The organism is Chitinimonas sp. BJB300 (assembly GCF_002735695.1).
GTDB lineage: Bacteria > Pseudomonadota > Gammaproteobacteria > Burkholderiales > Chitinimonadaceae > Chitinimonas.
On the sequence record NZ_PDZH01000007.1, the window covers coordinates 24,250 to 38,377 of the forward strand.

Sequence of the window (14,128 nt, forward strand, 5' to 3'; positions counted from 1 at the left end):
CGCCGTTCTACTCTTTTTCGCTTGGGTGCTTCGCGAGGCTACATGCAGAACACTGCCTTTATCGGCCGTCAACCTATCTTGAATCGCCAACAGCAGATCATTGGCTACGAGTTGCTATTCCGACTCGACCAATCGTCTGTCACTGCCGAGTTTTCCAGCGATATGCAGGCTGGTACGAATGTGCTGGTCAATACCCTGTCGAACATGGGTGCCGACTGGCTGGTGGGCAGTAAATTGGCGTTCGTGAACGTTGCCACCTCCATGCTGGAAAGCAACTTTCTTGAGCTACTGCATCCCCAGAGGGTGGTGCTTGAGATTGTTGAATCAGTGAATGCCACACCAGAGCTAATGGCCCGTGCCAAGGAGTTGCGCGCCCAGGGTTTTGGTATTGCACTCGATGACTTTACCTATACTCCACAGACTGCGCCGTTCCTGGAGTTTGCCAATTACGTAAAGCTGGATGTGCAGGAACTGGGGCTCGAGAACACGAAGTCGCTATCCACAGAACTACGTAAATTCCCTGTATTGCAGGTTGCCGAAAAAGTGGAGACCAAGGACGAGTTCAAATTCTGCCTTGATGTCGGCTTCGATTGCTTCCAAGGCTACTACTTCGCCCACCCTGAAACGCTATCGGCCAAGGTCATCAACCCGGCCTACGCCAATATCCTCAGTTTGCTGAATATGCTGAGGAATAACGCCGAAATCACCGAGATCGAGAACGCGCTCAAACGCGATGTCGCGCTGTCGTTCAAACTCTTGCGCTATATCAACTCAGCAGGCTTTGGCCTTTCCTGTGAAATCCATTCTTTCCGCCATGCTGTCACCATCCTGGGCTACCAAAAGCTTTACCGCTGGCTGACGCTGTTGCTGGTTACTGCCAGTTCCGATGCCGGCACACCACCGGCCCTCATGAAAACAGCCGTTACACGCGGGCGTTTGGTCGAATTGCTGGGTAGCCATCTGCTTGATGGTACCGACCGCGATAACCTGTTTATTGTGGGTGTCTTCTCCTTGTTGGATGTGATGCTGGACATGCCGATGGAGAAAATCCTCGAAACCCTGCTGTTGCCCGATTCGGTGTCGGAGGCCCTGCTTACCCGCTTTGGCATGTATGGGCCCTTCCTGGAGCTTGCCGAAGCCTGTGAAGACCCCGACATGACAGACGTGCCAAGCTTGTGCGAGCAGTTGCAGATTACGCCGGAGATGCTCAACAAAGCCCACGTTTCGGCCTTAGCCTGGGTGGAAGAACTGGGCGTCTGACCCGACATCTGGCGCTTGCATCGGCCTCAGCAAAAACGCCACGATCATGTAATCGTGGCGTTTTTGCATTTTGAGACCTTTGCAAGGCATTGGAATAATCACAGCTGCGCAGTGAGATCTTGAATAAGCACTTGGCGCAATCCAAACAGCCTAGGTAAGCGCCCAGTCAATGGGAGCCCGGCCATGCTCACTCAAGTAACGGCTGGTCGCCGAGAAATGCCCATTGCCCAGAAAACCGCGATAGGCCGACAATGGTGATGGATGGGCAGATGTGAGGACAAGATGCTTTTGCTGGTCAATCAGGGCCGCTTTGGCTTCGGCATAACTGCCCCAAAGCAGAAAAACCAACCCTTCCCGCTCGGCCGACAGTTTTGCAATCAGCGCATCCGTAAAGCGCTCCCAACCACGCTTACGGTGGGAACCCGCCGCATCCGCCTGCACCGTCAGTACGCTGTTAAGCAACAAGACACCTTGTCGCGCCCATTGAATCAGATTGCCATGTTGAGGCGGAGAATGGCCCAGGTCACGCGCGATCTCCTTGAAGATATTCCGCAATGATGGCGGCGGTGCCACACCATGCGGCACAGAAAAACTGAGGCCATGTGCTTGCCCCTCGCCGTGGTACGGGTCCTGCCCAAGAATCACCACTTTGACGTCGTCGGGCGCCAAGGCTGCCAAGGCCGCGTAGCGGTCAGCAGGTGGTGGATAGATCTGTTTACCTGCAGCCGCTTCCTGAGCAAGAAAACGCTGGAGGGCATGCCAATAAGGTTGGGTTGTTTCAGAGGCCAGCCAATCGGCCCACTCGGGGGGAAGCTCATTCATCATGCACATGCTTACGTTCAAAGATTTCGCGCCGATGGCGCCGGAAAATGGTCTTGTCCAACCAATCTTGCAATTCAATATCACCCAACTCAAACTTGGCCTGCACCAAACAACTGCCACCTTCCTTTGCCTGCACATCCGTCAAGCTAGCGGGCAGCAACAAAGGCTGGGGAATACGTGGGGATAGATACAACGCCAGGGTACCGCGCTCGCCAACACGCAACAATTGAGGATGGGTCCAGCAAGCACCTTCGCCACTGAGTTCGATTGCGCAGACCTGCGGCAATACACCGTCACGAAGCAGAAGCTGCCCCAACAACAATAAGCAAAGGTCAACCCGCGCTTCCAACCCTTGCCAGCGCAGGGTCTCGGCAGAGTCATCCTCGTTGTAATTGGACGGCACCGCTTCCAGCAGGGCCAATACGCGCAACAGTAACACCCCATCGCTACCTATGGGGGGAACATCCAAATGCCACGCCACGGGTAAATCAGCCTGGATCTTGATTGGAGTAGACATAACGTTCGGCTCCTGAATAGCAAAAATGACGCGGCAACCGTCTTTAACCCTGTATACCGGCAATGCCCCAAGGGGGTCCGCCGTCGGTCAAAGCGCAGTGATGGGGAGATACCACGTTAACGGCCTTTAGTTCAAGGAATGCAACCTTTCTTGCTCAATAACTATTTCCGCTAGCTTGTTTAGAACCGGTCTAAAGTCTCGCGAGCTAGAGCAATACAAGGCGAGAACAGCCGAGGAAGCGGAGTTTACATAGGGTAAATGAGCATCCCAAGGGTGTTTTCAACGCCGTTTTGCCGACGCGCAGCAGACTTTAGACAGGCTCTTAGAGCCATTCATTTGCGCCAGCACAATGCCCTTGCCGGCTGGCCAAGCGTAGAATGCCCTCCTTACCCCATTCCAGTACCTATCCCTTTTACCTTGCCAGAACCCTCTATGTCTCTCGCTTCGTTTACACCCGCGGAAGTCGCTTCATTTCAGCAACATGGTTTCTTTATCGCCCGAGGCTTAGCAGATACCGCGCTCTGCCAGCGCATCCTGGCAGCAGGCCAAGCACAACTGGCTCAAGCACGGGAGCCCATTGAATATGAGGCTGACACACGTTACCCCGGCGCACCCGCCTCGCGTGATGCCGCTGGCGGCCGCACTGCCCGACGCTTGCTACAGGTTTTCGAGCGTGACGCCGCCTTTCGCGACTGGGCGCTGAGCGCGCCGCTGGCTGGGCGGTTAAAGCAATTGCTGGCGGGCGAACAGGTTGCCCTCTCCCAGGCGCACCACAATAGCCTGATGACCAAACAGCCCGCGTTTTCCAGTGTCACGCATTGGCATCGGGATATCCGGTACTGGAACTTTGCCAACAACAACCTCGTCTCTGTGTGGCTGGCACTGGGTAAGGAGCATCGGGAGAATGGCTGTCTTGGCTTTTTGCCCGGAACCCACAAGATGGACATGGATGTGGACCGGTTCGAAAACCGTGCTTTTCTTCGTCCCGACCTGCCAGAAAACCAAGCGCTGATTGAAACAGCTGTCTTCCCAGAACTCGAAGCAGGTGATGTGGTGTTTTTCCACGCCATGACATTTCATGCGGCTGGCTGGAATCGCGTCGATCAAACCAAGTATTCGCTGGTATTTACCTACCATCTGCAAGACAACCTTGCCCAGCCCGGCTCTCGTAGCGCCTCTTTACCCTCCATCCCCGTGGCTTGAAGTCATATTTACATGACAGTCTTGCTGACTGTCATGTCGACACTACCATGACAGTCAACCCGATAAGCAAACAGGCGTGCCTACCTGCCCGTTTGGCTTAGGTCTACTGTGCAGGGTAACCCGCAACGAGACCACGCCATGCCCAATGCCCTGCTTTATGCCATCGCTACCCTCATCTGGGGCTCGACTTGGCTGGCGATCACCTTCCAATATGGGGTAATACCCGCTACAGCTTCAGTCGCCTACCGCTTTTTGTTGGCTGGCCTGCTGATGCTGACTTGGTGCTGGCTGAGGAAACACCGGCTATGGCTCAATGTGGCGGAATGGCTAGGGGTAGTAACACAGGGGATATTGATGTTCGGCATCAGCTATATGCTGGTGTATGAGGCTGAACAGCATATTGCCTCTGGCTTGATGGCTGTATTGAATTCCAGCATGGTGATCTTCAATCTGATCGGCATGCGGCTGGCCTTTGGCAAAGCCATTGATGCCAAATCATTACTGGGTGCCGGCTTGGGTGTCATCGGGATTGGGCTGGTGTTCTGGCCAGAATTGAGCCACGTCAACGGCACGAATGCGTGGTTTGGCATCGGCTGTGGCCTCGGGGCGGCAGTCGTTGCTTCCATCGGAAATATGTCAGCACAGTACAATCGAAATATCGGTACGCCGTTACTGCCCACCATCGGCTACGGCATGCTGTTTGGTGGGAGCTTGGCATTGCTCTTCACCGTACTGTCTGGCCAAAGCCTCGAATTTGATACCCGTCCCAGCTACATCGCATCACTGCTTTATTTGGCGGTATTCGGCTCTGTACTGGCCTTTGCCGCCTATTTAACCCTGATGGGGCGGATAGGGGCAGCTAAATCCGGCTACATTGCCGTCGCCGTACCTATTGTCGCGCTGCTGTTGTCCAGTTGGTTTGAAGGCTTTGTCTGGCATATCTATACCGTGCTGGGCATTATTTGCGCGGTAACCGGCAATATCATCATGCTAGTTGATGGCAGCATTTTGCGGCGCCGGCTGGGCCTGGGCTCACAAACCAGCTGATTGGCGTACCCGTTCATACAGGCAGATGGCCGCCGCGGCCCCCACATTGAGCGACTCAAGCCCTGCCTGCATCGGTATACATAAGCGCAAGGTCGCCAGATCCAGCACCGCCGGGCTGACGCCCATGCCTTCGCTGCCCATCACCAATGCCATACTCCCTGTCAACCGCGCCTGGTAGAGTGAAACGCTGCCATCAAGCGCCGTAACAGCCCGCTGCCCCTCGAACGCCGCCAACAACACCGGTAAGTCAGCTCGTTCCACTATTGGCACGAGAAAGTGCGCCCCCATCCCGGCTCTGAGCACTTTGGGGGAGTACACATCAGCACAAGCCGGGCTCAACCAGATCTGCTGCACACATGCCGCCGCAGCCGTTCGTAATATCGAGCCGACATTGCCAGGGTCTTGCACCCCATCCAGCGCCAATACCCAGCCCGCCTGCACAGCCTCTGGCGCCACAGGGAAAGGCCAGATAGCCAGGATGCCGCTGCTTGACTCAAGCTCGCTCAGTTCAGCAAACATACCATCGGCCACGACACTTTTTGGTGCATCGCTTCGTACCAGCAACTGCGCAATCTCGGGCTTTTCCAGCGCCTGTTCCGCCACCAGGATACGCTGCAACGGCTGGCCGGCATCCAATGCAGCTGTAATCAGATGCGGGCCATCAAGCAAGCTCAAGCCGGTCTTCAATCGCTCGCGTCGATTGGCTGCCAGTTTGGTGCAAGTCTTGATGAGGGGATTCTGACGGGACTGTATGACTTCCATCGTACGGGTACTACCTTTTAAAACAACCAGGGCCGGCGATGCCGACCCTGCGAGTTAATATCCAATAAGACGACTGCAAGTGCTAGCTGCCCAACTCCAACCGCTTGGCCTGTCTGGTAAGCGACTGCCCTGCCATCAGGCATACCTGCTTGAAGGCATTGTACTGGGACTCCGTGACAGGTTCACCGCGATTGTCGGCATAGAAGATGCCAACCGGCTTGTTTTCGACAAACAACGACATCGCCAGAAACTCACCCTGCCCGATCGCCTGCCGCAAACCCCGGGGTAATAACGATTCAAACTGACCCCGATTGGTCGCATTGATCCAGATCGACTGCGGCTTGAGCATGAGCTTGGTGAAAATATGCGGTGCACTGAGGTCGATATGGAAGGTACGCAGCGGGTCATTCTCTGCCGCGCCCACGATATAACGCGTTTTCAATGCATTCTGGCCCGCCAGCAGCAGGCCGAAAACAATCCGTTTAAGGCCAATCCCATCGGAATGCGCTCGAATCGTCAGGCCCATGATCTGATTGAAAGAAGCACCACTTTGGCCTGCATGCTGCAATTCACGCAGGATATCCTGCACAGTGGGACGGCTGGCTTCGGCGGGTTTAGTCTCAGCCTTTTCGGTTTTGACCTGCGGCTTGGGCCAATCGCCCGCGATCATCGGCAACCAACGCGCCGGCGGGAAAATCTGCGGGTAGGGCCAGTCATTGCGGGCAAAGTGCAGCAAGGTACGGCAGATTATCTCCCATACCGTGTATTGCTCGATACCCAGGGCATGCCCTGCCCTGTGCACCTCATCTGCAATGCCGGCCTGCCACCAGCCAAGCTGAAGATGCTCGGCCAGACGCAAGGCGGTTTGGTGCAACATGCTGCGCTGGTTACTGGCAACCGTATCGTCCAGCAAGGCATTGAATACTTCGGGCAAACGCCAGCGTGCAAACAAGGGAAGCATGACTGAAGCCAGCTCCACAGGGGGTACCGGCTCATTCATCCCCACATCGATATGACGCAGCATCACCGGCAGATCAGCCAGAAGCGCTGTGACGTAAATTTCGTCCAGTCGGGCGTCATAGCGAAGTACGCCAAACTCGCGCGCCAGCTTGGCTGCCAAACGAGCGGTAGCGATATGGCGTAACAATGAGAAGTAACGAGCCTGATGCGCTGGCAGCAAAACCGACTCGACCGTAGGCAGCGCGGTGAATTTCTTGACGAAGGATTCCAACCCCATCAGCAGGATGACGTTCTCAAGAGAAACCACATCGGCCGTCATGCTGGAACGACGCCGCTGATTGATATGTCTTAACGCATGCGCTGTCAGCAACGGATCACGCAGGACAAGGTCGACAACATCATCGGTACGTGCCGCTTCGGACTTGCCGACATAACCGGTCAGCGCTGCCTTGGTCGATTGCAGAATCGGCAGCGGCCGGGCAGCCCAGAAGTCGAGCCACGCCTCGTTATTGGTCTTGTTGCGCCCCGTAGAGCCCGGGGGGGTCGCTGCAGTCAAGGCATTCGCCATAGATAAAGACTCGCACCCTTCCAGTCGTTGAGTTCGATTACCTTATCCGCCGGCACACCCGGCACTTCGAAGGTATTGCTGACCAGGAGACTGCCAGAGGACATCTCCCGTTTCGCCTTGGCCCACAATGCCGGCATCGCTGCCGGCGACAAAAAGGCATACACGACATCGTAATCAGCCAAGGGGGCTTGCATCAGTTCTCCCCGCCACACTTTGGCTTTGCTGCCCTTCAATACCAACCGTAAGCGAGCAATCAACCAGGTAAGCCAGGCGTGTTCCACACCTTCCACCTGGATATCCGCCCGCCGCCCCAACCACGCCAGCACCGTACCCGTGCCCGCCCCGAGATCCAGCACCTTGCCCTGCTCCGGCACCAGGTTATCCAGGGCGCGCAGCGCGGCGCGATTGCTGAGATAAAGTGGCACACGGCTACGATCAATACGGCCAAACAACAGCCATGCAAAAACAAAGGCCAACAGGTATAACCATGGTGGCCAGTCCAATCGAAGCGCCAATACCACGGCAGGCACAAAGCTGGCGTTTATCAACCACCACCAGCGAGGCTGCCGCGCAACCACACTAAGCAATAGTGCCCCAAGCGCTTGCAAGGGCCACCACCAGATCAAGGGACTGCCCAAATACCACAGCAGCAGCCAAGCAAAAAAGCCTGCGTTCACCTGGATCAGAAGGCCGATCAGCGCCGGATTCACGGCTTGGCGGCACCAGGCCCGACGGCCTCGTTAATGGCGGCAGCCGCCGTTTCCGCATCGCCGACGTTTTCGGTTTCTCCTGCAGCTTTACCCGCCAGCTTCATGATGTTCTCTTCCGCCTCCTTGTTCAGCACAATGATACTGATGCGCCGATTCACCGGATTGGCTGGATTGGCGGTATCAAATGGGACGGAATCCGCCAAACCCACCACGCGGAGTATTTTTGCCCCGCCAAGGCCACCGGTAATCAGTTGCCTGCGCGATGAGTTGGCCCGGTCCGCCGATAGCTCCCAGTTACTGAAGTTGGCATCACCACCAGAAAAACCCGCTGAGTCGGTATGGCCCGAGAGCGACAGACGATTAGGTACCTCATTGAGAATGGCGGCGATTTCCTTGAGAATATCCGCCGCATACCCTTCCATCTGCTCGCTGCCGCTCTTGAACATAGGTCGGTTCTGTTGGTCGACGATCTGGATACGCAAGCCTTCGGGTGTGATATCGAGCAGGATCTGATCCTTGTACTGCGCCAGCTTGCCTGTGGCGGAACTCTTCAGTGCCTCCTCAAGCTTTTTCTTCAACTGATCGAGAATTTTCTTGTCGCCCGGGTCCGGGCTACGACGATGCGCACCAGCTTTTTTCGACAAATCCAAGCCGCCACCCTGCATGACGCTATTCGACTCACCCGCACCCGATCCACCACTTAGGGCTACCTTGAGTGGATTCTGAAAATAATCGGCGATACCGCGCAAATCCCCCTTGGTGGCAGAGCCCAGCAACCACATCAGCAGAAAGAACGCCATCATCGCCGTCACAAAGTCGGCATAGGCGATCTTCCATGCGCCACCATGGTGGCCATGCCCCCCCTTCTTTATCTTCTTGACGATTATCGGGCGTTGCGAGTCATCACTCATGGTGCGATTCCTTGCCTATCAACCTATGGGCTTGTTGATATCAGCCTTTTTTATTCTTCACGTATTCCTCAAGTTCAAGGAAGGAAGGACGCATATGGCCTTCCATCGCCTTGCGGCCAAACTCCACCGCCACCTGCGGGGCATAACCATTCAAGCTGGCCAGCAAGGTTACTTTGATGGTCTGGTATATCCGTGTGCCCTCGTTGACCTTGGTTTCCAACACGGTTGCGAGTGGGCCGACAAAGCCATACGCCAGCCAAATCCCCATGAAGGTACCCACCAGCGCCGCACCAATCAACTTGCCCAGCTCAGCTGGTGGCAGGTGCAGGGAACCCATGGTATGCACCACCCCCATCACCGCCGCCACGATACCGAACGCCGGCAGACCATCACCTAGCTTGGCCATGAATTGTGCCGGTACCTCTGCCTCATGGTGATGCGCCTCGATTTCCACATCCATCAGGTTTTCAATTTCAAAGGCATTCAGATTGCCACCCACCATCAGGCGCAGGTAATCACAAATAAATTCGATGACGTGGTGGTCTTTGGCGACGGTGGCATATTTGGAAAACAGCGGGCTCGCGTCAGGATTCTCGATATCGCCCTCAACCGACATCAACCCCTCTTTGCGTACCTTGGAAAGGATTTCGAACAACAGCGCAAATAGGTCCATGTAGAAAGTCTTGCCATAGGCACTGCCTTTAAAGACGCTGGGCAATGCCTTCACAATACTTTTTAGCGATGAGCCATAGGCTGCGATCATGGCACCGATGCCACCACCAAATATGATGACGATTTCCGAAGGCTGCCATAACACCGCCAGATGACCGCCATGCATGGCGTAGGCACCCAGGATACAGACGCACATGAAAACATAACCGATGATGACAAACATCTAGCCCTGCTCCCGTCAGCATATGCTGGCTGCTTGGCGCGCCATGATGTAGCGCAACGGTTGGATATTAGTTGCCAGCAGAGCGTAATGACAAATAAGAAGTGTTAGAACCTGCTCAATATCTTCCTGCGCGCCCATTATCAGGGCTCATGGGCTGCGCAGTAAGGTCAGTAAACAGGTTCCTAAAGTCTCGCGAGCTAGGGCAAGACAAGGCGAAAACAGCCGAGGAAACGGCGTTTACAAGTGGTATGCGCATTCCGAGGGGGTTTTCAACACCGTATTGCTGACGCACAGCAGACTCTAGACAGGTTCTTAGCGGTGAGTAGCGAGACTTACCACAAACTGGCTTGAGCAGCACCCATGGCGGCCCGTACAGGTGCGAAGCTACGTCGATGCTGCCCGCATGGTCCATGAGCCTGTAGCGCGGCCAGGTGCGCCTGGGTCGGGTATCCCTTGTGTATCGCAAATCCATACATAGGGAATTCAAGATGCAGGCGGGCCAATTCAGCATCCCGCGCCACCTTCGCTAAAATGGAAGCCGCCGAAATACAAGGCTCCAGTGCATCGCCCTTCACTATGGCGCGGCCAGGGCAAGGCAAACCCTTCGGCACTCGGTTACCATCGATCAGCGCTTCTGTTGCCGGTGTAGCTAAGCCAGCAACCGCGCGTTGCATCGCCAGCATCGTGGCGTGCAGAATATTGAGTTGGTCGATCTCCTCCACACTGGCTGTCGCAATCGACCAGGCCAACGCTTTGGCTTGAATCTCAACAAACAAGTGTTCGCGCCGGGCCGCCGTTAGTATCTTGGAATCCGCCAAGCCGGTAATGCCGTGGTCCTCCCCCAAAATCACTGCGGCGGCAAACACCGCGCCCGCCAACGGGCCGCGGCCTGCTTCATCCACACCACAAACCAAAGCGCTCACGCCGGTCTCCGCAAATAGGCAACGACCGCATCAGCTGCGCGCTCGGCTGCGTCCTGCCGCAATGACTCATGCTGGTGGGTGAAGAGTTCCGTCAAGGCAGCACCCAGCTTTTTCGATTCAACATAGTTGCCCAATACCTGGGCCAAGTTCTCGGGTGTCGCCTCATGCTGCAACAATTCGGGCACCACGAAGCGCCCTGCAATCACATTGGGCAAGCCCACATAAGGCAAGCGCATCTTTTTGCGCACCATGCGATAGGTAGTGTCCGACAACTTATAGGTAATCACCATCGGCCGTTTGGCCAACATTGCTTCCAACGTCGCAGTCCCTGAAGCCACCAGGATCACGTCAGCCGCCTGCATGGCTTCCTGAGCGTGTCCAAACATCAACCGTAGCGGCAGATCAAGCGCTTTGTGGGTATAACGGGCAGCATCGAACAGGTCACGTGTCTCGCGCGTCACCAAAGGCACAAGGAAAACAGCCTCCGGGTACCGCGCACTCAGTAAGCGTGCTGTCTCGATAAACAATTCGGCATGGTAGCCTACTTCGCCAATACGGCTACCGGGCAGGAAGGTAAACACCAGCTGGTTTTCATTCACGCCGATCGCTTCACGTATCTCAGCCTGATTGGGTACCAGCGGCATGCTATCAGCAAGCGGGTGGCCCACATAGGTGGCTTTGGCATCCACCGCATCGTAAAGCTGCTTTTCAAACGGAAACAAACACAGCACTTCGTTGGTTGCCGCCTTGATCTTGTACACGCGCTCCCCACGCCATGCCCAAATCGAGGGGCTGACGTAATGTACCGTGGGAATACCGGCATCCTTTAGCTTCTTTTCCAGCCCCAGGTTGAAATCCGGCGCATCAATACCGATGAAAAGATCAGGCCTTTCCTGCAAGCACCGTTCTCGCAAGGTCGCACGAATACCCAACAACTCGCGTAGACGCTTGATGACTTCGACATAGCCCATCACCGCTAGGCGGCTCATCGGAAACAGTGACTTGGCTCCGGCAGATTGCATCTTTGGCCCGGCAATACCGGCAAAACGCACCTCAGGCATCCGTCGGCGCACAGCTTGAATCAAACTCGCGCCGAGCAAGTCGCCAGAAGCCTCTCCAGCTACGATAGCGACACGCGGGCCACTGTGGCCATCAAAAAGGCTATCGCTGGGAAGAGACGGCATAGGCAAAGTATTCAGCTGGTGATGAAAGTACGGTTCGCCGCGTTTAGCGGATCAAACCGCGGCTCGCAGTAGGAAAGAAATCAACAAACGCCTGTAGCTCAGGGTGCTCTGCCGCTCGTGCTGTGATGGCTGCAATGGCTTCCTCCAACGGCATATTCTGGCGATACAGAAGCTTGTAAGCCCGCTTGATCTCCAGAATCTGTTCGTTGCTGAAGCCGCGGCGGCGCAACCCTTCACTATTGATACCGGCAGGTGTGGCGCGGTTACCCGCAGCCGTCACATACGGTGGGATATCCTGCGCCACAGCGGCGGTAAAAGCCGTCATGGCATGTATGCCGATCTTGCAAAACTGGTGGATAGTCGTAAAACCACCCAGGAATACATGGTCACCAATATGTACGTGCCCAGCCACCGTGGCGTTATTGGCCAGGATAGTGTGGCTGCCGATGCGGCAATCATGGGCGATATGCACATAGGCCATGATCCAGTTATCGTCGCCCAGGCTAGTGATGCCTTCATCCTGCACCGTTCCGGTAGCCACCGTAACAAATTGGTAGATCCTGTTGCCATCACCTATCACCAACCGCGTAGGCTCACGCTGGTACTTCTTGTCCTGAGGTTCGCATCCGATATACGCCGAGCCGTGAAAGACATTGTCACGACCGATGCGGGTATGCCCCTCAATCACACAATGCGGGCCAACCCGTGAGCCCGCACCGATTTCGACATGCTCGCCAATAACGCTGAAAGGGCCGACTTCAACATCATCGGCCAACTGGGCACCTGGATGCACAACGGCGCTGGCATGAATACGCGACATGCTGACTCCTTAAGCCGATGCGCCCGCTGCCGGTGCAGCGTTTGTCGGCACCTGGGCACACATCATGTCGGCTTCCGCCACCACATTGCCCCCTACGCGCGCCACACCCTTGTATTTCCAGATATTACGTACACGGCGTTCAATCTTCACTTCGATCAGCATCTGATCACCGGGCGTGACCTGTGCCTTGAAGCGCACATTGTCGATACCCGCGAACAAATAAAGATGGCCATCTTTGGGCTTGTCACCCGTGGTACGAAAGCTCAAAACACCGGCTGCCTGAGCCATTGCTTCCACAATCAGCACCCCAGGCATAACGGGGTATTTAGGAAAGTGACCGACAAAAAAGGGCTCGTTGTAAGACACATTCTTCAACGCGACAATATGTTCGCCAGGCACCAGCTCCGTAATCCGGTCGATCAGCAAAAAAGGGAAACGGTGTGGCAAATGATCCAAGATGCCCTGGATATCCATCGTTTCCAAGGTTTGCACTTGGGTATCGTTCATTTCATTCTCCCTGTTCAGCATCATCGCGGCCGACTCTACGTTCAATCTGTTTCAATCGCCCTGCCATGGCATCAAGCCGGCGCAGGTGCGAAGCATTCGCCAGCCAGTCTTCATGCGACTGCACTGGATACTGACCCACGTACGTACCTGCCTTAAGGATGGATTTGCCTACCAGGGTGCCCGCCATGATATTGACCCTATCGGCAATCTCCAGATGCCCCAAAATCATGGCGCTACCGCCAAAGGTGCAATAAGCGCCAATGCGCGTTGAACCCGCGACTCCCACACAACCCGCCATGGCGGTGTGTTTGCCTATGTGCACGTTGTGCGCAATCTGGATTTGATTATCCAACCTGACGCCATCTTCAATGATCGTATCGCCCAACGCACCTCGGTCGATGCTTGTCGCAGCGCCGATCTCTACGTCGTCCCCAATCAGCACACGGCCAATCTGCGGAATCTTGAACCAGCCTTCGCCCGTCCAGGCATTGCCAAAGCCATCCGACCCAATTACAGCGCCTGGGTGGACAATGACGCGTTGACCCAACTGGGACCGGTCCGCAACCACCACATTCGCGTGTAACCACGTGCCGTCACCAAGTACAACGTCACTGCCTACCCGGCAGCCGGCTTCCAATATGCAATTCGCACCAATGTGACTTCCCTCGCCCACGCTGACGAAAGGGCCGATATGTGCAGTGGCATCCACCATCACACCTGCCGCCAGCACTGCACTGGGGTGCACCCCAGACGCTGGTCGGGCAGGCGGATTCAACAAGGTGGAAATACGGGCGAAGTACAGATAGGGGTCTGCAACCACAATACGCGGCTTATCGGTAGAGGCACGGGATTTAGTACTCAACACCACCGCGCCCGCTGTGGTATTTCCAAGCTGCTTGGCATACTTGGGGTTAGCCAAGAATCCAATCTCATCGGACTTGGCCGTCTCCAGCGCAGCCACTTGGCGAATCGCTACATCAGTACCCAGCAGCTCACCGCCAAAGCGGGCAACAAAATCAGACAGTCGATAATCCGGCAT

The 14,128-nt window shown here is 55.7% G+C and carries 15 protein-coding genes; 3 read left to right on the top strand and 12 right to left on the bottom strand.

All coding sequences use genetic code 11. The annotated features are described in order from the left end of the window. Window positions 1-42 precede the first annotated feature (42 nt). A complete protein-coding gene (locus tag CSQ89_RS02160) occupies window positions 43-1,260 on the top strand; it encodes an EAL and HDOD domain-containing protein (RefSeq protein ID WP_099404553.1) in 1,218 nt (405 codons plus the stop codon). 150 nt (window positions 1,261-1,410) lie between these two features. On the opposite strand, the gene ung is transcribed toward CSQ89_RS02160, so the two are convergent. Continuing rightward, on the bottom strand, window positions 1,411-2,085 hold the full coding sequence (gene ung / locus CSQ89_RS02165; RefSeq protein WP_233202936.1) for a uracil-DNA glycosylase: 675 nt from the start codon (window positions 2,083-2,085) through the stop codon (window positions 1,411-1,413). Continuing rightward, window positions 2,075-2,599: a PilZ domain-containing protein gene (locus tag CSQ89_RS02170; RefSeq protein WP_099404555.1), complete on the bottom strand. Its 525-nt coding sequence runs from the start codon at window positions 2,597-2,599 to the stop codon at window positions 2,075-2,077. Before CSQ89_RS02170 ends, ung begins: the two co-directional genes overlap by 11 nt. Before the next feature lie 432 nt (window positions 2,600-3,031). Here CSQ89_RS02170 and CSQ89_RS02175 point away from each other — a divergent pair, with 432 nt between their 5' ends. Then, window positions 3,032-3,802 carry a phytanoyl-CoA dioxygenase family protein gene (locus CSQ89_RS02175; RefSeq protein WP_099404556.1) on the top strand — a complete coding sequence of 257 codons (771 nt, stop codon included), beginning with the start codon at window positions 3,032-3,034 and terminating at the stop codon, window positions 3,800-3,802. 138 nt (window positions 3,803-3,940) lie between these two features. Beyond that, window positions 3,941-4,849 (top strand): DMT family transporter, encoded by a 909-nt coding sequence (locus CSQ89_RS02180; protein WP_099404557.1) that lies wholly within the window; start codon window positions 3,941-3,943, stop codon window positions 4,847-4,849. Here CSQ89_RS02180 and CSQ89_RS02185 read toward each other — a convergent pair. The 10 genes from CSQ89_RS02185 to lpxD form a co-directional block, all read right to left on the bottom strand. Next, entirely contained in the window at window positions 4,835-5,611 is a 777-nt protein-coding gene (locus CSQ89_RS02185) for a TrmH family RNA methyltransferase (RefSeq protein WP_099404558.1), read from the bottom strand. The two genes, CSQ89_RS02180 and CSQ89_RS02185, sit on opposite strands and share 15 nt — an antisense overlap. An 82-nt stretch (window positions 5,612-5,693) precedes the next feature. Beyond that, window positions 5,694-7,127 carry an HDOD domain-containing protein gene (locus CSQ89_RS02190; RefSeq protein WP_158228869.1) on the bottom strand — a complete coding sequence of 478 codons (1,434 nt, stop codon included), beginning with the start codon at window positions 7,125-7,127 and terminating at the stop codon, window positions 5,694-5,696. Continuing rightward, window positions 7,124-7,849 (bottom strand): class I SAM-dependent methyltransferase, encoded by a 726-nt coding sequence (locus CSQ89_RS21935; RefSeq protein WP_139022998.1) that lies wholly within the window; start codon window positions 7,847-7,849, stop codon window positions 7,124-7,126. Before CSQ89_RS21935 ends, CSQ89_RS02190 begins: the two co-directional genes overlap by 4 nt. Next, entirely contained in the window at window positions 7,846-8,760 is a 915-nt protein-coding gene (motB, locus tag CSQ89_RS02200; RefSeq protein ID WP_099404561.1) for a flagellar motor protein MotB, read from the bottom strand. Before motB ends, CSQ89_RS21935 begins: the two co-directional genes overlap by 4 nt. 40 nt (window positions 8,761-8,800) lie before the next feature. Further along, the gene (gene motA, locus CSQ89_RS02205) at window positions 8,801-9,655 is read right to left on the bottom strand and encodes a flagellar motor stator protein MotA (protein WP_099404562.1); all 855 of its coding nucleotides are present in this window, start codon (window positions 9,653-9,655) and stop codon (window positions 8,801-8,803) included. A 332-nt stretch (window positions 9,656-9,987) separates the two neighbouring features. Continuing rightward, complete coding sequence (gene rnhB, locus CSQ89_RS02210; RefSeq protein ID WP_099404563.1) at window positions 9,988-10,578, bottom strand: ribonuclease HII; 591 nt, start codon at window positions 10,576-10,578, stop codon at window positions 9,988-9,990. Then, a complete protein-coding gene (lpxB, locus tag CSQ89_RS02215; RefSeq protein WP_099404564.1) occupies window positions 10,575-11,762 on the bottom strand; it encodes a lipid-A-disaccharide synthase in 1,188 nt (395 codons plus the stop codon). The genes rnhB and lpxB overlap by 4 nt, the downstream gene beginning before the upstream one ends. A 43-nt stretch (window positions 11,763-11,805) precedes the next feature. Then, window positions 11,806-12,582, bottom strand: a complete 777-nt coding sequence (lpxA, locus tag CSQ89_RS02220; RefSeq protein WP_099404565.1) for an acyl-ACP--UDP-N-acetylglucosamine O-acyltransferase — start codon at window positions 12,580-12,582, stop codon at window positions 11,806-11,808. A 9-nt stretch (window positions 12,583-12,591) separates the two neighbouring features. Continuing rightward, a complete protein-coding gene (gene fabZ, locus CSQ89_RS02225) occupies window positions 12,592-13,089 on the bottom strand; it encodes a 3-hydroxyacyl-ACP dehydratase FabZ (protein ID WP_199065152.1) in 498 nt (165 codons plus the stop codon). Window position 13,090: 1 nt separating this feature from the next. Further along, window positions 13,091-14,128, bottom strand: a complete 1,038-nt coding sequence (lpxD, locus tag CSQ89_RS02230) for a UDP-3-O-(3-hydroxymyristoyl)glucosamine N-acyltransferase (protein WP_099404566.1) — start codon at window positions 14,126-14,128, stop codon at window positions 13,091-13,093.